The sequence below is a fragment of the Isachenkonia alkalipeptolytica genome (genome assembly GCF_009910325.1).
GTDB lineage: Bacteria > Bacillota > Clostridia > Peptostreptococcales > T1SED10-28 > Isachenkonia > Isachenkonia alkalipeptolytica.
Genome location: NZ_SUMG01000002.1, coordinates 104,830 through 122,419 on the forward strand (window position 1 = coordinate 104,830; position 17,590 = coordinate 122,419).

The 17,590-nt window shown below is 43.9% G+C and carries 21 protein-coding genes; 1 reads left to right on the forward strand and 20 read right to left on the reverse strand.

The features are described from left to right. Nucleotides 1-65 precede the first annotated feature (65 nt). From ISALK_RS02280 to ISALK_RS02335, 12 genes are all read right to left on the reverse strand, one after another. Nucleotides 66-1,124 (reverse strand): HD-GYP domain-containing protein, encoded by a 1,059-nt coding sequence (locus ISALK_RS02280; RefSeq protein ID WP_160718630.1) that lies wholly within the window; start codon nt 1,122-1,124, stop codon nt 66-68. A gap of 136 nt (nt 1,125-1,260) precedes the next feature. Further along, nucleotides 1,261-2,217, reverse strand: a complete 957-nt coding sequence (whiA, locus tag ISALK_RS02285; protein WP_160718631.1) for a DNA-binding protein WhiA — start codon at nt 2,215-2,217, stop codon at nt 1,261-1,263. A 20-nt stretch (nt 2,218-2,237) separates the two neighbouring features. Continuing rightward, nucleotides 2,238-2,654: an NUDIX hydrolase gene (locus ISALK_RS02290; RefSeq protein WP_160718632.1), complete on the reverse strand. Its 417-nt coding sequence runs from the start codon at nt 2,652-2,654 to the stop codon at nt 2,238-2,240. Between the two features lie 155 nt (nt 2,655-2,809). Beyond that, nucleotides 2,810-4,084 (reverse strand): gluconeogenesis morphogenetic factor MgfK, encoded by a 1,275-nt coding sequence (gene mgfK, locus ISALK_RS02295; RefSeq protein ID WP_236660233.1) that lies wholly within the window; start codon nt 4,082-4,084, stop codon nt 2,810-2,812. Between the two features lie 107 nt (nt 4,085-4,191). Beyond that, the gene (rapZ, locus tag ISALK_RS02300; protein WP_160718634.1) at nt 4,192-5,055 is read right to left on the reverse strand and encodes an RNase adapter RapZ; all 864 of its coding nucleotides are present in this window, start codon (nt 5,053-5,055) and stop codon (nt 4,192-4,194) included. Nucleotides 5,056-5,132: 77 nt separating this feature from the next. Then, nucleotides 5,133-6,047, reverse strand: a complete 915-nt coding sequence (gene murB, locus ISALK_RS02305; RefSeq protein WP_160718635.1) for a UDP-N-acetylmuramate dehydrogenase — start codon at nt 6,045-6,047, stop codon at nt 5,133-5,135. A gap of 83 nt (nt 6,048-6,130) precedes the next feature. Then, complete coding sequence (locus ISALK_RS02310; RefSeq protein ID WP_160718636.1) at nt 6,131-6,544, reverse strand: hypothetical protein; 414 nt, start codon at nt 6,542-6,544, stop codon at nt 6,131-6,133. 2 nt (nt 6,545-6,546) lie between these two features. Further along, complete coding sequence (gene moaA, locus ISALK_RS02315; RefSeq protein ID WP_160718637.1) at nt 6,547-7,509, reverse strand: GTP 3',8-cyclase MoaA; 963 nt, start codon at nt 7,507-7,509, stop codon at nt 6,547-6,549. Nucleotides 7,510-7,523: 14 nt separating this feature from the next. Beyond that, complete coding sequence (gene fdhD / locus ISALK_RS02320; protein ID WP_160718638.1) at nt 7,524-8,324, reverse strand: formate dehydrogenase accessory sulfurtransferase FdhD; 801 nt, start codon at nt 8,322-8,324, stop codon at nt 7,524-7,526. Between the two features lie 44 nt (nt 8,325-8,368). Further along, nucleotides 8,369-8,551, reverse strand: a complete 183-nt coding sequence (locus ISALK_RS02325) for a hypothetical protein (protein WP_160718639.1) — start codon at nt 8,549-8,551, stop codon at nt 8,369-8,371. 158 nt (nt 8,552-8,709) lie between these two features. Then, nucleotides 8,710-9,135 carry a C-GCAxxG-C-C family (seleno)protein gene (locus ISALK_RS02330; RefSeq protein WP_160719035.1) on the reverse strand — a complete coding sequence of 142 codons (426 nt, stop codon included), beginning with the start codon at nt 9,133-9,135 and terminating at the stop codon, nt 8,710-8,712. A 3-nt stretch (nt 9,136-9,138) separates the two neighbouring features. Continuing rightward, entirely contained in the window at nt 9,139-9,366 is a 228-nt protein-coding gene (locus ISALK_RS02335; RefSeq protein ID WP_160718640.1) for a hypothetical protein, read from the reverse strand. 206 nt (nt 9,367-9,572) lie between these two features. On the opposite strand from ISALK_RS02335, the gene ISALK_RS02340 reads away from it, so the two are divergent. Further along, entirely contained in the window at nt 9,573-10,472 is a 900-nt protein-coding gene (locus ISALK_RS02340; RefSeq protein WP_371723399.1) for a LysR substrate-binding domain-containing protein, read from the forward strand. A gap of 115 nt (nt 10,473-10,587) precedes the next feature. Here the strand turns inward: ISALK_RS02340 and ISALK_RS02345 are convergent, their stop codons facing one another. The 8 genes from ISALK_RS02345 to ISALK_RS02380 all read right to left on the reverse strand — a co-directional run bounded on the left by ISALK_RS02345 (nt 10,588) and on the right by ISALK_RS02380 (nt 17,568). Beyond that, a complete protein-coding gene (locus ISALK_RS02345) occupies nt 10,588-12,363 on the reverse strand; it encodes an FMN-binding protein (RefSeq protein ID WP_160718641.1) in 1,776 nt (591 codons plus the stop codon). A gap of 179 nt (nt 12,364-12,542) precedes the next feature. Beyond that, nucleotides 12,543-13,061: a YeeE/YedE thiosulfate transporter family protein gene (locus ISALK_RS02350; RefSeq protein ID WP_160718642.1), complete on the reverse strand. Its 519-nt coding sequence runs from the start codon at nt 13,059-13,061 to the stop codon at nt 12,543-12,545. After that, a complete protein-coding gene (locus tag ISALK_RS02355; protein WP_160718643.1) occupies nt 13,054-13,290 on the reverse strand; it encodes a sulfurtransferase TusA family protein in 237 nt (78 codons plus the stop codon). Before ISALK_RS02355 ends, ISALK_RS02350 begins: the two co-directional genes overlap by 8 nt. Before the next feature lie 18 nt (nt 13,291-13,308). Continuing rightward, nucleotides 13,309-14,010 (reverse strand): YeeE/YedE thiosulfate transporter family protein, encoded by a 702-nt coding sequence (locus ISALK_RS02360; RefSeq protein WP_160718644.1) that lies wholly within the window; start codon nt 14,008-14,010, stop codon nt 13,309-13,311. 134 nt (nt 14,011-14,144) lie between these two features. Then, on the reverse strand, nt 14,145-14,864 hold the full coding sequence (gene tatC / locus ISALK_RS02365) for a twin-arginine translocase subunit TatC (protein WP_160718646.1): 720 nt from the start codon (nt 14,862-14,864) through the stop codon (nt 14,145-14,147). Nucleotides 14,865-14,946: 82 nt separating this feature from the next. Further along, nucleotides 14,947-15,222 carry a twin-arginine translocase TatA/TatE family subunit gene (locus ISALK_RS02370; protein ID WP_160718648.1) on the reverse strand — a complete coding sequence of 92 codons (276 nt, stop codon included), beginning with the start codon at nt 15,220-15,222 and terminating at the stop codon, nt 14,947-14,949. 186 nt (nt 15,223-15,408) lie between these two features. Further along, nucleotides 15,409-16,281: a radical SAM protein gene (locus ISALK_RS02375; protein WP_160719039.1), complete on the reverse strand. Its 873-nt coding sequence runs from the start codon at nt 16,279-16,281 to the stop codon at nt 15,409-15,411. Between the two features lie 30 nt (nt 16,282-16,311). Beyond that, nucleotides 16,312-17,568, reverse strand: coding sequence for a class 1 isoprenoid biosynthesis enzyme (locus ISALK_RS02380; RefSeq protein ID WP_160718650.1), 1,257 nt, complete (start codon nt 17,566-17,568; stop codon nt 16,312-16,314). Nucleotides 17,569-17,590: the final 22 nt, after the last annotated feature.

The window sequence follows — 17,590 nt, forward strand, 5'->3', positions numbered from 1 at the left end:
ATATCTTTTCACCGTCAATTTTACGTCAAAAAAACAGGGAGAAAAAAAAAGATATTCACCCTGTTTTAATGATAAACTTTGACAATTTTTTCGTTATGTATTTTTGTCAGATCCAATAATTCCTGTTCAATGATTCCCTTAGCTTCCCTCTGTATAACCTGAATCATAGGCCGGGTTGGAAAAGATCGATTGAATTTCCGAACCACCGCATTTCTCCCGGAACTGAGTTCAATCAATCGACCCTCAAGATATACTTCAAAGCTTCGCAAAAATGCCTGAACAAAATTTTCGTCAAATATTTCTCCCTGGTAGACAATCAGATATTCCACCACATCACTGAAAGACCATGCCTTACGATATACCCGGTCGGTACTCAGGGCGTCAAATTGGTCGCAAATCCCCACAATTCGGGCAAAAGGGTGAATCTCACCGCCCTTTAATCCCTTGGGATAGCCTTTTCCGTTAACCCACTCATGATGATCCCTAACGATCCGCCGGGATTCTTCACAGAGCAGATCCAGACTCTTTACCAATTCATACCCTTTCGTGGTATGCCTTTTAATCTCTCCATATTCTCCGTCGGTAAGCCCCTTGGATTTTTTCAGAATTTCCTCGTCCACTCCTACTTTTCCGATGTCATGCAGAAGGGCTCCCAGGCCGATTTTTTTCAAGTTTTTTTTGCCGTATCCAATGGATTTTCCTAAAATCATGGCAAGAATACAAACATTTACCGAATGGGCAAAGGTATAATTATCCGTGGAACGGACTTCGGTTAAATCAATCAACAGTTTTTTATTTTCCAATATTTCGCTTAAAATTTCCTCTACCAGATTTTCTATCTTTTCAAATTCTGAATTTTTGTTGTCAATTAATCGACTGAAGCTTGTTTTAAACTGATCCTGGATCTGATTTTGGGTATCCTGAATGATCCCTTCCATGATTTCCATGGGATACTGATGATGCCAGTCAATATAAACTTCCTTCACATCATAGTTTTTCATCCTTTGAATGAAGGGGCCCTTTAGAAGCTCCCCTTTATGAAGTAGGAGCTGGTCTTCCTCGGTAAATATGGGCTTCGCTAATCGCATTCCCGGCTTCAGTGCCTCTTTTCGAATCCTCAGCATGGGTGTCTGTCCTCCTTGACTTCTATTGTAAAACTTCACATTTCCCCTCTGTTTATTATACCCTGCATTTCAATAAATACCAATGATTCCTTTTCCTTATCCCCTCGATCCTTTACGAACCTTTCTTTTGCCCAAGTTATATATAACGGTTCTGACGTATTTTTTCCCCCAGATTATTGATTTTTCGAAAGCGATGATTGACGCCGGATTTTCCCACCGGGGGATTCATCATTTCCCCCAGTTCTTTCAAGCTGGCGTCCTCGTGTTGAATCCGAAGTTCCGCCAGGGTCCGCAAGCTTTCCGGAAGTTCTTCGAGACCGATGGTTCGTTGAATCAAATGAATGTTTTCCAATTGTTTTACCGATGCATTTACGGTCTTGCTGAGATTTGCAGTTTCACAGTTTACCACCCGATTAATATTATTGCGCATTTCCTTTAAAATCCGGGCGTTTTCCAGCTCCAACAGAGCATTATGAGCGCCGATAATATTCAACAGCTCCACGATTTGATCCCCTTCTTTCAAATACACCACCTGGTATTTTTTCCGAGGGACGATTTTCGCATTGAGGCCAAAGCCGTTGACCAGGGTTTGAATCCCTTTTGCTACGGCAATTTCATGGGCCACAAACTCCAGATGATAGGTTTTTTCCGGGGCACTGATGGACCCTCCTGAAAGAAAGGCCCCCCGGAGATATGCCCGTTTACAGCATCGTTTATCAACGATATATTCCCGGGGAAAGCGTATCAGGGCTTGACGGGAGGAAGATTCCTCCACCAGTCCCAGCTCTTCAATGATTTTCCTACTGCCCATGGTATGGGTGATCACCATCAGGTAATAGTTGGATTTTTTAAAGCTTGAATTTTTACGGACTTTAATCTCCGGATTGATGGCAAAGAGAAGCTTGATCAGTTTAAAGATCTTCCGGGCCACCGCCGGATTTTCCACCGTAACCTTTAAATTGAATTTTCCCTCGGTGGTGGGAACCGTCTCTCCGTTCAGCCCGATCAAGGCGGCGAGCTCCGCTCTATGACAACAGGGGGTCTCGGCTTCCAGTCGGGCCAATTCTCCCTTGGTCTTTAAAGAAAACGACATTTTATCACGTCCTTATTATTCTATACCCGCTTTTTATATAATCGAAGTCCCTGCTCAATAATATTTTTTTCATCCCGGTATCGAGCCATATCCACGGCTTTGTCCTCATGTACAAAAATCGCTTCGATAAAGCCCTCTTCCTTCTGAGGCAAACAATCGATACTATTGGATTCCATTAAAAACCAGTGTACGGTTTTATGCACCCGTTGGTCTTTGCTCCAGGAATTATGATAGCTGTATTCGATCTTATCGATATATTCCATAGGCCAGGCACGAACCTTGGCCTCTTCCAAAACTTCTCTTTGTGCGGATTCCTCCAGGGTTTCCCCCGGTTCCACCTTGCCCTTGGGCAACACAAAGTCTCCGTTATATTTTTTTAGTAATAGGACGGCGTTTCCGAAAATTACCACGCCTCCCGCACTGATTTCTATACTCAAGACTCTCCACTCCTTCAATTTTGTGGATCTGCTTCTTTAAACCCTCTGTAATTACTATTCATTATAGCATAATAAATAAAATCTTGAAAATCCATAAAAAAAGGGCTCCCCATTTCTCCGGAACCCCTGCAAATCTTAGTCTATTATAGTTGTTGTTATGTGTCTGTCCTTCCTTGGGAAGTTGCCCCCGATAACCATTGGAAATAATGGGATTTACCTCTTCCCGGAACGCCACCGATAAACCATCGGGAACCTTTTTTTTCGTAGGCACAGGAAATAATCAATCGGGAAAGCTCCAGGTTGTTATGGCGTACATAATCCTTTCGCACTTCAACTAAATCCTCTTCCAGAATATTAATATTTAAATCTTTCAGTTTCCGGCGGTCTTCCTCCCCTATGGATACCAGATGGGCCCCTTCTTTTTCGTACTTCTCCTTAACGGCTTCGGGGAGCTCCCGGCTGTTATTGGCGATCACCCAGTCCAGATGCAGGTTCCGATGGTGATTCAACAGACCCTGGACATGATCAAACACCGAATAACCGTCGGTTTCTCCCGGCTGGGTCATAATATTGGGGATGTAAACCTTTGATGCCTTGGTCTTTTGAATCTGTTTCCTTAGTTTTTCCACTAATAAGTTGGGAATAACACTGGTGTACAGGCTCCCCGGTCCCAGAACCACCACATCCGCCTCTTCAATGGCCCGTAGGGCCTCCTTCAAAGGCTTGGAGTACTTCGGCTTGATGAATACCCGATGGATTTTGCTCTGATGCTCCAGGCTTTTCACCGGGATATCCGATTCTCCCTTCACCACGGTTCCGTTTTCCAGTTTTGCATACAGGGTAATATCCTCTAGGGACACCGGCAACACCTGTCCCGTAACCGCTAAAATACTGGACATCTCCTTGATGGCACTTTCAAAATCCCCGGTGATTTCGTTCATGGAGGCAATAAACAGGTTTCCGAAATTCTGCCCTTTTAACTGCCCCTCTTCAAATCGGTAGTTTAACAGTTTTTCCATGGTGGGTTCCATATCCGATAGGGCCAGAATGCAGTTTCGTATATCTCCGGGAGGGAGCATTCCCAGGTCTTCCCTAAGGATTCCCGAACCGCCGCCGTCATCGGCCACGGTAACGATCGCGGTGATATTCGCGGTAAATTTCTTTAGTCCCCGAAGGAGTACGGAAAGCCCGGTTCCCCCACCGACAACCACCACCTTCGGGCCCCGGATTAAGCGTTTCTGCCTTAGGATCTGGGTTCGTATATCCTTCTTGGAAAAGGTTTTCAGTTTGATATTGGTGAGAAAGAATATCAGCATCCCCCGTAGGGACAGGATTACCAGTATCAACCCCAGTCCCAGTAAAAAACCTTTCACCGGCAGGGTCAAATAGTTATTCAGTCTGGTGAAAATTCCGCTGAAGGCGGAAAGCATCATGGCAAATCCTAGGAAAACAAAGAACAGATACTCTTTAATTCGCCAACCGGTCTTTATTATTTCCTTTACAATGACAGCCTCCCCCTTTCCTTCCTTCCCTTTTGTTAGCCTTTCCCTTTCCCCTTATCCCGGTGATGAATGGTTACCCGGTTTTCATCCTCGGTCAGTTCCTGAAAGAGCTTATTCACCAAGGTAACCGAGCGATGCCGTCCCCCGGTGCACCCGATGGCTATGACCAGATTATTCTTGCCCTCCTGAATGTAATTCGGAATTAAAAATCGAATCATATCCAACAGCTTGTCATAAAAAGCTTGACTGATTTCATGGTCCATGACAAAGCGTTGCACCCGGGGATCATCCCCGGTGTACTCCTTTAAGGTCTTATCGTAAAATGGATTCGGTAAAAAACGGACATCAAAAACCAGATCCGACTCCAGGGGAATGCCGTACTTAAAACCGAAGGAAATCAAAGAAATCCGAAGGTTTCGTCCCTTTCGTCCTTCAATGTAAAGGTTTCGGATCTCCTCCTTCAAAGACTGCAGATCCAGACCCGTGGTATCCATAATATTGTTCGCCATCTGGCGTAAATTCCGAAGCTTCTCCCGTTCCTTTTGGATGCCTTCCTCCAGGGAGCGGGACATGGACAGGGGATGACTTCTTCTCGTTTCTTTAAAGCGCTTGATCAGTTCCTCATTCCCCGCATCCAAAAATAATATTTCATAATGATAGCCCAGCCGTTCCAACTCTTCCAGGTTTGATACCAGGTCATCGAAAAATTCTCCTCCCCGGATGTCCATAACAATGGCCACTTTTTCAAGTTTTCCCTGGGACTGGTCACAGAGCTCCGCAAATTTTTGCAACAGCATGGGAGGCATGTTGTCCACACAATAAAATCCTAAATCCTCCATATATTTGATCACTTGGCTTTTTCCGGCCCCGGACATCCCGGTAATGATGGTGAACTTCATCCTCTCATCTCCTCGTTAAGTAAAGTACCCTTTTATAAGTACTTGCGTAAGTGACTTAATGTTTGTCTACGGCGAAGTTACTCTTCACCGATAATCCGAAGTTCCCGCTCCAAATCCACGCCGAATTGTTCCTTCACGGTTTTTTGCACCTTTTCCACTAAGTCTATGACATCCTGAGCCGTAGCCCCTCCCTGGTTTACTATGAACCCGCTGTGTAGGGTGGATACTTCCGCACCGCCGACCCGGCACCCTTTCAGGTTGCTGTCTTCAATCAGTTTCCCTGCAAAATATCCCTCCGGCCGTTTGAAAACACTGCCGGCACTGGGTAGGTGAATCGGCTGTTTCGTGGTTCTCTTTTGATCCAGTTCCTGGATTTTTCCGTAGATTTCCTCCGGCGATCCTGTTTCCAGCTCCATGACCACTTCCAGCACCGCATACTCTTTTTTTTGTAAAATACTGCTACGGTATCCCAACTCCAGCTCATCATTGCGGAAGGTAATCACACGCCCCCGGTCATCCAGGGCCTTAACGGAAGTAATCACATCCTTCATCTCGCCGCCATAGGCCCCGGCGTTCATGAATACGGCGCCTCCCAGACTTCCGGGAATCCCGCTGGCAAATTCAAAACCTTTTAAAGAGGCTTTGGCAATTCTTTTGGCCAGCCTTGAAAGAAGAATGCCGGATTCCGCGGTTACCCTTGTTCCTTCAATGGTTACCCGGTTGTAACTTTCCCCCAGTTTAATGACCACCCCCCGTATGCCTTTATCCCGGACCAGTAGATTGCTGGCATTTCCGATAATCATATAGGGGATCTTTTCTCGCTTTAAACTTTTTACGGTTTCCGTAATCTCCTCCATTTTTTCCGGCAGCACCAAAAAATCCGCCGGCCCGCCGATTTTAAAGGAGGTATGATTCTTCATGGGTTCGTCGGTTAAAATTCGATTATCATCCACGGTTTTCTGTAATGTTTCTAAAATCTTGGTTTTATTCAATGTATCCACTCCCAGTTCATTAATATGTTTTCATTTAATCAAATTTAATCAAAGTATAGTCAATGGATTTTCCCCTGTAGGTCTTAAGGCTTTGGGTGCTCTTCATACTTCAAACTCTCCGACAACCTTATTGTTCCCGGTTGTCGAACTTTTAGAAAATAAATCTCTTCCAAAAAAGCACAGGCCTCCCCGGTATAAATCGGACAATTTCCATGGCATTTCTTCCCGACTTTTTCAATGACCAGGATTACTTCTCTTCCCGACAATTGATCTCCCCGCCGAACCTTTCTGTCCCGGAGCTCTTTGATTTTTTCCACCCGGATATTCGCTTTGAATCGCTGATGACAAAAGCCTACCTTTCCCCGGTTCAGATCCTCTTCGATGATCTTTTTCCCTCGCCGGGTAATCAGGGACACATCTTCATTTTCTTTTAGGGTGAGTTCCGCCTGTCTCTCCCAGCGGCCCTCCCGCTTCTTTTGCAGTCCGGTGATTCGCATTTTCAGCCTCCGATTTGAGACATGTTTCGAGTAATCGCTTTGTAGTCCACGGTATCCAAGAAGTGTTTTTCCGGCTTGGATGCAATGGCCTGTGCCAAAAGTTCCCTTAGGGACCCGGTTTCCTCCCGAAGAGCGGGAAGAAGATCAATTTCCTGGGAGCTGTGGAGGCAGGGCTTTAACTTCCCGTCAAAGGTGACCCGGAGCCGATTGCATTCGCTGCAAAAATGACTGGATATGGGGTCAATAAAGCCTACCCTTCCTTTAGCGCTGGGAAGTTTGTAGTACTGTGCGGGACTGGCGGTCTCATGAAGCTGGGGCACCAATTCCGGAACCCGTTTTCTTATTTCTTCATTGGAGATAAAGTGTTTTTTGGACCAGGAACTGGCCTCTCCGATAGGCATCAGTTCGATGAACCGTACATCGATGGGGTAGACTTTTGTTAAGTCCATTAGTTTCCGGATGTCTTCTTCGTTTTCTCCTCCGATGATTACGGTGTTTAACTTAATGGGGTCCAGGCCGAGGGTTAAGGCTTCTTCAATACCTTCCAGAACCTTCTCTACTTCTCCTCCCCGGGTGATTTCCCGATACCTATGGGGATCCAGGGAATCGATGCTGATGTTTACCCGTTTAAGCCCCGCTTCCTTTAATTCTTTTCCGTATTCTTTCAGGAGCAATCCGTTGGTGGTCATGGCAATATCCTCGATGCCTTCAATGGCGGAAATCCCCTTGATCAAATCGATAATGCCCTTTCGTACCAGGGGCTCTCCCCCGGTGATTCGAACCTTGCGAATCCCCAGACTTGCACTCTCTTTGGCGATTTTTACAATTTCTTCGATGCTTAACACATCGCAGTGCTTCATTTTCTCCACGCCGGCTTCCGGCATACAGTATTTGCAACGGAGATTACAAAAGTCCGTTACAGAAATTCGCAGATAATTGATATTTCTTTTATAGGTATCTTTCATAAGATCTCTCCATTCTATAGAGCCTTTTGGCTCACTCGCTTGCTTCCATGATAGATATTCATTCGATTTCCCCGGGCAAAACCGATCAAAGTGATATCCAGGTCCTTTGCGATATTAACGGACAGTTCTGTGGGCGCCGACCGGGAAACAATCACCGGTATCGCTTTTTTGGCCGCCTTGATGATCATCTCCGAGGAAAGCCTTCCGCTGGTAATTAGAATTTTATCCTCCAGGGGCTCTTCCTTGGCAAAGGCCTCCCCGATAATTTTATCCAGGGCATTATGTCTTCCAATATCTTCATGAAAAAACAGCACCTTTTCCTGATCACAGAGAGCACAAAAGTGCACTCCTCCGGTTTCCTTAAAAAGCCCGGATTTTTGATTCAGTTCTGTGGATAATTTAAGAATGTGTCGATAATCATAGATGATATCGTTTTTGATCTCCTGGCTTCCCAGAGAATCCAACACATTATAAAACACGGTTCCTTTCCCGCATCCCGTGGTAACGGTCCGTTTGCCGTACAGCTTCTGTTTTAGGTTGATTTTATTCTTTAATTGTATATGAATATGACCGGCCTCTTCCTCCACGGTGATCTTTCCCACATCGCTTTTATGGACAATCATCCCTTCGGATATTAAAAAACCCAGGGCCAAATACTGAAGATTTTCCGATGTGTTCGGGGAGCAAAGCAGGGTGATGAACTCTTCATCATTTAAATATACGGTTAAGGGATATTCCACCACCACCTGGTCTTCCATCCCTTTTATTAATCCATCCTTAATCTGTTCTATCTGAATTTTTTTTGTCCGCTCCATGGTTTTCCCTCCCAGTATTGCTCTTTTCCGGTTCTCCCTCTTGATTACTCCCGGTCTTTATACTTTTGGTATACCGCCGAGTGTAAGGACACCAGAATTCCTAAAAACAAATAAACCACCAATCCGTCGATAAATTGTACGCCCACCGTGGCAATGATCAAAAAAGGAATGACTGTTATTAAAAACACTTTTTTATTAAAACGTTGAAATTTTTCTTTGATTTTCATTCACACTTCTCCTTCAGGATATGACCATTATTTTTTTCCTTTATGCTTATTTTAACATAGAAACCATAAAAAAAGCCATGTTTCAGATGGATTCTTTCTGAAACACCGCTTCTACTATTTCGGATTGCATCAATCCCTATTACGCTTTAGTCAATGTTTTATCCTAATTTTTCGTTTAGAACTTCCACAATATATCTGGAGACGTCGGCCGTAACCGAAGCGCATCGTTCTTTTCTTTCTCCGTCGGCATACTCAAGGTTATCCGCTTTGATATACTTGCTAACGGAGTCGTAACAAAGGGTGCTTTTGGCTACGGTAGTCGTTCCGCTCGGCCGATTACCCGAATCATAAATCGGAAGATCCGCCGTTTTGTACCAATCCATCATTTCTTTAATCACCGGTCTCGCCTCTGCCGGCTCTAAAACTGCACCTACGAATGTGGCTGCAACCCCTAAAGCTCCGCATAGGGAGGCTTCACTGGCATAACCTCCGGAAAAAGAGTGAAACATCTGGGTGTTGTAGTGGTTGTACGGATACCCGACTTCATCCGCTAACGTGCCGAATAGACCTTCGGCAACACCGATCCCTCATCCACCTTGTTCATGATAAGCATTATAAGCCCGATCCGCCACCATATCAGGATCTACCTTTTTATAATTCACCGGGTATACTGCTTCATCCCGGTCTCCAGCCGCTTGCACATCTTCATCGCATCCGGTTAAGATACTGCTCATCCCTCCAAGTACCGTAACACCGGCTAAAGTTGTCCCCATTCCTTTTAAAAAGTTTTTTCTAGTTATTTGCTTTTCGCTCATTCTACTCCTCCTATGCAATATAATTTCATAATTTTACTGTTAGTTATTTATCTAACAATAGTATATTACAGATGAGTAATATTAGATAATTAGTATTCATTATAGTCTATAACAATTTTTTATCCTTCTTCGTTTTTTTTCTGCATAGGTCTTTCCGTTATGTTATAATAACAATAAATTGTTAATATATAGGAAGCTTGGAAAGGATGTTGTTAATGAATCTTCAGTACTTAAAGTCATTTTATATAACAGTAAAACTCAATAGCATCTCCAAAGCGGCTAAAGAACTGCACCTTACCCAGCCGGGCTTAAGTATGCAACTACAATCGTTGGAAAAAGAATTTGATTCCAAACTGTTGACTCGCAGTAACCGCGGGGTAGAACTGACCGATGCCGGGAAAATTCTCTTTGATTATGCCGACACTATTCTATCGCTACAAGACAATATACAACGGGATCTCAGTAATTTTAAAACATCTAAAAAAGAACTGTTTCTAGGAGCCTGTAAATCTATCGGAGAACACGCTCTTCCCTGTAGTATATATATTTTCAAAAATCAACATCCCGATATTAACATCAATTTTAATATCTACAATTCCCAGGATGTGATCAATCGACTGAAGGATAATACCATTAACCTAGGGATCGTTCAGGGACATATTTCGGAAGAGACCATCGATTCAGAGTTCATCGGAGAAGATCCGATCCTATTAGTGACCTCATCCCCTACTCAAAAAAAAGAGATCTCCCTCGACGAACTCCGGGATATCCCTCTTATTTCCCGAGAAAAAGGCTCCGGTAATGAAAAATCCGTTGAAGAAGCATTAAAGCAGCATGGTATTCGAAGCGAAGATCTTAATATTATGTACCGGTTAAATTCCATGGAGGCCATCAAAAGTTCCGTAGCTTCAGGAAAAGGTATGGCCTTTATCCCGAAACTGACCATCGAAAGAGAACTCTACGAGGGAACATTGCACCCTGTAAATGTGGAGAATCTTAACGTTAGCAGTAGCTACTACATCATCTATCGAAAAAAACATCCTTTTTCCATCTATGAAGAAGAGTTTAAAAAATTCTTGCAATCCTCCAGCCGAGGATTTTGTTAGTCGAAAGAACCCCCGACGGAATGTTTCCATCGGGGGTTCTTTCGGCTTTTTATTCTAAATCGTCATTTTCCACATTCCTTCATTGTCATTAACATTAACTCCGATATTCTTTTTGTTACTGATCCAATGCATCCTCTATCGCTTCAATCGCACCTTTACTGGATACCGTGGCACCGGATACCGTATCTACATCCGTGGACTGGGAGGCGATCACCGCTTCAATGATTTCTTCAATGGCTTCATCCCCAAGACCTCCGGTTTCGCTTTCCTTAACAATAATGATCTCCAAAATTTCGTCTCCCTCGGTTATTACATCCAGGGTAATCCCTCCGCCGTAACCGCTGCCGGTACCTAGGGTCCCTTTAGGATCATAGTCCAGGGTAACTTCCCGCTCCTCTAAGATAATTCCCTCTTGATCCAATGCGGATTCAACCGCTTGCATCGTAGCTTTTGAGGAAACCGTAGCGCCGGTCTGTACATCCACATCGGTACTTTGTTGCGCGATGATTTTTTCAATAATACCGTTGATGGCTGCATCACCGATCCCCGGAGTTTCCTGTTCTGCAAGGATATGAATTTCCACAATTTCATTCCCGTCTAGAATCACATCAAGGACAATTTCACTACTTTCATAAAAGCCTAAGGCTCTTCCTAGAAAACCTTCTGCTTCATATTCCAAAGAGTCTTCCTCTCCTTCATAGGTTCCATCAGCTTTTGCCAGTGCCATTTCCACGGCTGCCATGGTAGCCGTAGAGGATACCGTCGCTCCGGTCTGTACGTCTACGTCGGTACTTTGGTTCTCAATAATCCGGTCAATGACCGCATTAATCGCTCCGTCTCCGATACCTGGAGTCTCCTCCTGTTCCATCACAACGATTTCAATAATATCACCGTTTTCCAGGATTACATCAAGAACAATTTCACTGCTTTCATAAAAGCCCAAAGCGCTTCCTACATACCCTCTCGGTTCATAGGCTTCCATATCCTCGGCATCCACATTGCTTAACGCATCCTCCACCGCTTCAATCGTACCTTCACTGGATACCGTGGCACTGGATACCGTATCCACATCCGTTGATTGAGCCGTCAAAATCTTTTCAATCATTTCATCGATGGCTTCATCTCCCAAGCCCGCAGTTTCACTTTCTTCCATAACGAAAATTCCGGATATTTCTCCGTTGTCCACCACTACATCCAGTACAATATCTCCGCCATAACCGTTACCGGTACCTAGGACGCCTTCTTGCTGTCGGGATCCTGCTTCAAGTTCAACGCCTCCATCTTCCAAGGCTTGAATAACGCCGTTGATAATGGCTTCGCTGGACAATGTAGCCCCGGATACGGTATCCACGTCCACAGACTGGGCTTCTCGGATTGCAGCAATAGTTTCTTCCATCGCCTCATCTCCCAAACCTTCCGTCTCACTATGTTCTATAATATTAATAGCCATGATTTCACCATCATTTATGATCACGTCTAGCTCCACATCACCGCCATACCCTTGAGCAACAACGCTATAAACCTCACCGGTGACTAATCCGGCCTCTGCCAATGCTTCCTCCACTGCAGTGATCACCGCGTTTGAGGATATTGTTGCGCCGGTTACCGCTTCAACATCCGTAGTATTATTCTCAATGATTTCTTCTAGTACTTCGTAGATTGCATCGTCTCCAAGACCCTCAGTTTCATTTTGTTCCACTACTTGAATCTCTACGATATCTTCTTGATTGATAAAAACTTCCAAACGAACTTCTCCACCATAGCCTTCAGCCGTAACCACATAACTTTGTGCTCCGGCGGTAACATCATCACGTAACGCATCATACCCCAAAAGTGAACCTAGGGCGATGATGGTCATTACCAGTGCAGCAATTATTTGCTTCCTATCCATCTGCTTCATCCCTTTCTGGGATCTGCTTATTATTTGAACCTTAAATTTTTAATCCATCCTATTATAGCACAGCTTAGTTAAATATTAAACATAGAAGTTATTGATTAGTAATGTATATCAACTTTTCTTATATAACATCACTTTCCTTAATGATGCTTTACGAGAATGTTAATCCATCCCTAAATCATGTAACGCATCAGTATTTTCGAACCGATAACCCCTCCCACTCCCATAAAAAGGGCAAAAACCCAACCATGTAATGAAAAAGAGGGGATTCCGCTGAAGAAAGCGCCGATATTACATCCGAAGGCGATTCGTGCCCCATATCCCATTAACAGACCGCCCATAATTCCAAAACCAATCTGTTTAAAGTTTTTGATTTTTCGCCATTTAAATTCGTTGCTGATCAGCACGGATAACAACGCCCCAACAATCACGGCGACATTTAAAATGCTGACGGTATTTAATAAAAAGGTCTCTCCTCCGGTCAGTTCCCCATAGTACGCAACATAGCTTCCGGGAAAATCACTATAACCAACCTTATTCAAGACCCATATTCCCCAATACAGAAAACCGGAAGTAACCCGCCATGGAGCGCCGGTAGTCCATAATAGCAGCACATTTAAAAAGCTTAACACAATTGCTGCTACCCAGTAGGGCCAGGGGGTCTTTAGCACCTTTTCATAGAATTTACTCATCGGAAACCACCTTCTCAATGTAAATCTCCCATTCTCCCTCTCCGATTTCTATATAATCCATTTTATGACCCTGCTTATCCACCCATTCGATCACGTTCGTAATCGAACAGTTATGATCCGTCTTCATAATCAGCAGATCTCCGGCCTTCATTTTCTCCAGCTTTTTCAATGCTTTTATTAGTGGAATCGGACAAGGTTCATACATACAGTCCAAAAATTCTTCCTTCATAACTTTTCCCCCCTCACTTTATAAATCCGATGCTTCTTTTTTCTTTGAGAAATTTCGTGCTCCCATATACAAAATCCCTAAAACCGCAAGCTGCAGCAATAATGCGGGAATAAATCCGAATATATCCGGCAGGTAAATGATTTCTGCGTCTTCTATCAATGTGCTGTACCAAAAGGAATAGTGAAAAATCCCCGCAAGCACAGATCCTCCGATAAAGGCAATCAATACAATGATCTGCAGGGTAAAACCTTCTCCGATTCTCATTAGGGTTCCCGAAGCACATCCTCCGGCAATGACCATTCCAATACCAAAAAGAATGCCTCCGATCACAGTATGCCACCCCACCGGTCTAAGATTCCCCGGCACTTCGTTAAGCTGAAAACTGCTCGTATCAATGGACTGGATTTGAAGAACAAAAAAACCTATTGTTGATATCATCAATGCTAGGATCACAGCTTGTAAAAGTTTGGTAGTTCCAATGGTCAAGGGATTTCGAATACTGGCCGCAAAGCAAAAGCGTGAACGCTCCAAGGTAAAGCCCAGAAAAATTCCCACAGGAAAAACCCACATATAGGAAGATTCCCTTAGAAACAAAACCGTCCCCGTACCAAGGATTATTAGAAACAGTATCCAGGCATAAGGTTTCTGATTATTCCTCTGAACCCTCTTCATTTCTTGTTGCCGTCTTTTTTTCAAAGCTTCAATTCGTTCAGAAGTCATTGTCCCCCTCCTTGAATAATATTTTCGGTCCGACTTTATTTTATCATTATTCTTATTTATATACCCGATCTTTTGAAAAAAAGCCCCCTATACAGTATAGAGCGCTTTTATAACGATTATCTTTTGCTTTTTTCTTACTGGGTTTCCTTTTCTTTTTTACGATAAATCACAGAGGAGATTATAATACTCACTTCAAATAGAATCATCATGGGTCCCGCTAATAGTGCTTGGGAAATAATATCCGGCGGTGTAATCAGCGCCGATAATACCACAACAACCAGGAATACAAACTTACGAGCCCGTCGCAGAGTTCTCGGCCGTACCAGGTTAAACTTTGTCAAAAGCAGTACCAGCATCGGCAGTTCGAAAGCCACCCCGAAGGCGAATAAAATGGAGGTGACAAAGCCGATGTAGCTGGTAAAGGAAAACAGCGGCTGTACCTGTTCACTGGCCATCCCTGCAAAAAATTCAATGCTTAAGGGGAGAATCAGCAGATAGGCGAAAATAATCCCTCCGACAAAAAAGAAGGTGCCGAAAAATACGGATAAAAACAAGAATATCTTCTGTTTTTTTTGAATGCCGGGAATCACGAAAGCCCAAACCTGATAAAATATAATGGGCAATGCCCCTACAAGTCCGGCCATCAAAGCCAGCTTAATATGGGCCATTAACAATTCCGGAGGACTTAGGTAAATAAAATCCACCTCTCCGCCGGGTCGGATCATCAGGTTTTGAATTTCATCAACGAAATAAAAAGCCACCCCCGTTGCTGCCAACAAGGTAATAATCACTATTATAATCCGTTTTCTTAACTCGGTTAAATGTTCAACCAGTGTTAATCCTTCTTCATTCAAGGAAGGACCCTCCTTAAGCACTTATCGTACTGTCTATTTTGGATGCCTATTTCCTTAACCATGGTAGGGTTACTGCTCATTACTATTCTTTTGATTCTTTCTCATTGTTTTCCGCCGTTTCGTTTTCCTTTGTCTGAGCGGTCTTTGTTTCTTTTGTTTCCTCTTCTTTCTTTTCCTTCGCTTTTTTCGACTCCGAAGTGTCTCCGTCTCCCATAAGATTGCTGGTTTCCTTCTTAAATTCCTTCAGACTTTTCCCCACGGCTTTTCCGATCTCCGGAAGTTTTGAGGGACCGAAAATCACCAGGGCTACAACTAAAATCAGTATCAATTCTACTATACCTAATCTTCCACCAAACATATTTATTCCTCCTAAAGTATATTCCCAGCACAGTCTTACCTTATAATCCTTTCTACGTGCTGTTCTCATCTTGATAAAATTATAACATATCGTGGATAGGAATGATTCTATTTTTCCGTCTTATGCAAAAGTCTTATAGTTCATAATAGTTGGTTATGCCTGTAAGCACCCCTACCAAGCTGCGTTTTACAGCCTTCGGTAGGACTCCTTGAAGGAATAATCCTGGGCCTCTTCCATGGCCTCTTCAATTTTATTCAGCAAGGAATCTTTATCCCGGGGCAGGGTTCCCTCCAAGGCCACATAATTCGATGCATGATTGCTTCGGAAAATGGTATGCTCTAAATCCAATCCCTCGATCATCTTCTGGGTCTCCAGTAGCACTTCCCTTGGATTTAACAACTGGAAGGTTCCTTTTTTCACCTCATCATATAAGGGCGTCCCCTCCTGGACCAACAGGGTCAAAAGCGCAAAGTAATCGGGCTGAATACGATTTATGACCTTCGCCGATTCCCATGCGTGTTCCTGCCATAAATCCTTGCCCCCCAGTCCCGAGACCACTGTAACCGACAGGGTGAAGCCTGCCTCCTTTGCTCTTTCCCCGGCTTCCATCATTTCCCCGGGTGTAACCCCTTTGTTGACCTGTCGCAGGATCTTATCACTGCCGGACTCCACTCCTAAGTAAAGCATGGATAAGCCTAAGCTGTTAAGTTTTTTCAGATCTTCCGGGCTTTTTCGTAAAATGTCCTTGGGCGCACTGTATGCGGATACCTTTTTACACTCGGGAAAAAGTCGTCGGATTTCCCCCAGGATTTTTTCCAAAGCCTCTGTGGGGATTCCTAAAGCATTTCCATCGGCTAAAAATATTTTTTCCACAACAGGGTGCACTTCCCGTACCCTTTCCAGGTCCCGAAGTATGTCTTCAACCTTCCGTAGGCGAAAGCTTTTATCTTTATACATCCCGCAAAAGCTGCACTGATTATGGGAACAGCCGATGCTTACTTGCAGGATTAAACTGTAGGCCTCACTGGGAGGCCGATAAATTTGACCTTCATAGTTCATCATTGATCTCTCCAATTCTTTTGCTTTTCTTTATTTTACCACAGTTTCCCCAAATTTTTCACCGGTCATGAACCGGGAATTTTTAACTTTCTTCATGATAATCTCCCTTTGGGTTTCTAAAAATCTTCGGGACACAGGGAGACGGTCCTCTGCCCATTGCAGAAAATCCGGGGTGAAACCGGAGGGGGTCATCAGTACCGATCCTAAAATCAGCCACAGGGTGTGTTCAAAGAGAAAAAGGGGCATTTCCACTGCCTTCATAATGCCCTGGGCATCTCCAAAAACTTTTTCTGAAAATACGATTAATTGACGGGCTTTCCCGTCTAAGGGTTCCCTGGCATAATCCATGGAAAAAAGGGTATGGTGTTGGTTTTCATAATCCTCTTTACAGTCCTGCAGATCGTCCGCCATTTGTAAAAGCACCCCGTAATTATAACAAAACTTTTCTTCCTCGGGCAGAAGGTTCCCTTTCACCAAATACCCATCCGCCAGTACGGAAGCCCCCCCTTTATGAAAACTGATTTGCAGCACCTCTTCTTCCCTTTGTGCTTTCTTCCGTTCCTCGCTTTTAACAATCAGTGTTTGCTGTCTTAAACTTTCTCGCTGGCTGTGATGAATATACAGCAGACTTTGAAAAACCCGGGGATAGGATGCTCTGGGAAAGGTTTTTTCAATTTTTTCAATCATATGAAAAATTTTTTCCTCTTTCCTTCCCCGGGGCGTATCTTTTTCCCCTGCCAAGCGCCGGTTTAAACGATCACAGGCCAGATATTTTTCCCCTTTGCTGATCTTCGGATCATCCATAAAGTTGTCTGTATAAGGGTACAGCATACTGTATCCGAAAACCCCGTCGGTACAGGACACAGTCACCCCAAAAGCCTTTTGAAGCAGGTTCATGATCCATACATTCCGCAGGGCCTGTCCCGTATCTTCCCGGGGGAAATCCGGCTCATATTTTTGTACTTTTTCAAGAAATTCTTCGGAGCTTCTGAAAAAAGCGGGATCCTGTAAAATTGTTTTCCCAGGGGAAGCAAAGATCGGACCCTTTATCAAAAATTCTTTTAGCCCCCTTTCCAGCTGCTCTTTCGATTTGGACTTTTCCATTTCCTCTGAGAAATTCAGAATCGCCTTTTCCGTTTCCTGTTTTTCTTTGAAACCCACCACGGGAATTTCTTTTTCCCTTTTTCCTAAAGAAGAGTCTTCCCAAAGACTTAAGGCCTGCTGATATAAAGAAGAACCCCCGGGAAGAGAGCTTTTCCAAGGCACTTCTTTTCTCATTTTCTCCATTCCCCTCACCTCCACTTTTTAC

Coding starts and splice junctions, on each gene's coding strand:
- ISALK_RS02280 (WP_160718630.1), bottom strand. CDS start 1,124: ATGCTGAGGATTCGAAAAGAGGCACTGAAGCCGGGAATGCGATTAGCG.
- whiA (WP_160718631.1), bottom strand. CDS start 2,217: ATGTCGTTTTCTTTAAAGACCAAGGGAGAATTGGCCCGACTGGAAGCC.
- mgfK (WP_236660233.1), bottom strand. CDS start 4,084: ATGCTTTCCGCCTTCAGCGGAATTTTCACCAGACTGAATAACTATTTG.
- rapZ (WP_160718634.1), bottom strand. CDS start 5,055: ATGAAGTTCACCATCATTACCGGGATGTCCGGGGCCGGAAAAAGCCAA.
- ISALK_RS02310 (WP_160718636.1), bottom strand. CDS start 6,544: ATGCGAATCACCGGACTGCAAAAGAAGCGGGAGGGCCGCTGGGAGAGA.
- moaA (WP_160718637.1), bottom strand. CDS start 7,509: ATGAAAGATACCTATAAAAGAAATATCAATTATCTGCGAATTTCTGTA.
- fdhD (WP_160718638.1), bottom strand. CDS start 8,324: ATGGAGCGGACAAAAAAAATTCAGATAGAACAGATTAAGGATGGATTA.
- ISALK_RS02325 (WP_160718639.1), bottom strand. CDS start 8,551: ATGAAAATCAAAGAAAAATTTCAACGTTTTAATAAAAAAGTGTTTTTA.
- ISALK_RS02335 (WP_160718640.1), bottom strand. CDS start 9,366: ATGAGCGAAAAGCAAATAACTAGAAAAAACTTTTTAAAAGGAATGGGG.
- ISALK_RS02340 (WP_371723399.1), top strand. CDS start 9,573: ATGTTGTTAATGAATCTTCAGTACTTAAAGTCATTTTATATAACAGTA.
- ISALK_RS02345 (WP_160718641.1), bottom strand. CDS start 12,363: ATGGATAGGAAGCAAATAATTGCTGCACTGGTAATGACCATCATCGCC.
- ISALK_RS02350 (WP_160718642.1), bottom strand. CDS start 13,061: ATGAGTAAATTCTATGAAAAGGTGCTAAAGACCCCCTGGCCCTACTGG.
- ISALK_RS02355 (WP_160718643.1), bottom strand. CDS start 13,290: ATGAAGGAAGAATTTTTGGACTGTATGTATGAACCTTGTCCGATTCCA.
- ISALK_RS02360 (WP_160718644.1), bottom strand. CDS start 14,010: ATGACTTCTGAACGAATTGAAGCTTTGAAAAAAAGACGGCAACAAGAA.
- ISALK_RS02370 (WP_160718648.1), bottom strand. CDS start 15,222: ATGTTTGGTGGAAGATTAGGTATAGTAGAATTGATACTGATTTTAGTT.
- ISALK_RS02375 (WP_160719039.1), bottom strand. CDS start 16,281: ATGAACTATGAAGGTCAAATTTATCGGCCTCCCAGTGAGGCCTACAGT.
- ISALK_RS02380 (WP_160718650.1), bottom strand. CDS start 17,568: ATGGAGAAAATGAGAAAAGAAGTGCCTTGGAAAAGCTCTCTTCCCGGG.